The following is a 239-nucleotide window of genomic DNA, read 5'->3' as shown; positions in this document are numbered from 1 at the left end:
CTTTTGTACAGTAATTACAATGAACAATACAAGATTTGCTACGGCAATACATATCATGACTTTATTAGCGGAAAGTCCGCAGGAATGGCTCACCTCTGAATGGATGGCGGGAAGCATTAATATTAATCCTGTGATGGTTCGTAAAGAATTGAGTGTACTGAAAGAGGCCGGACTGATTATCAGCCGGCAGGGAAAAGTAGGAGGTAGTCAGCTGGCAAAAAATGCGGATGATATTAAGA

1 protein-coding gene is annotated in these 239 nt (G+C 41.4%); it reads left to right on the top strand.

Annotated elements, in window-relative coordinates; translation table 11 throughout:
* Positions 1-19: 19 nt before the first annotated feature.
* A partial coding sequence (locus ACR9ZK_RS23275; RefSeq protein WP_481344279.1) for an Rrf2 family transcriptional regulator occupies positions 20-239 on the top strand: 220 nt, incomplete at its 3' end.

The organism is Monashia sp. HAY1-5C, assembly GCF_056755255.1.
This window is presented reverse-complemented; position numbering and strand designations above follow the sequence as displayed.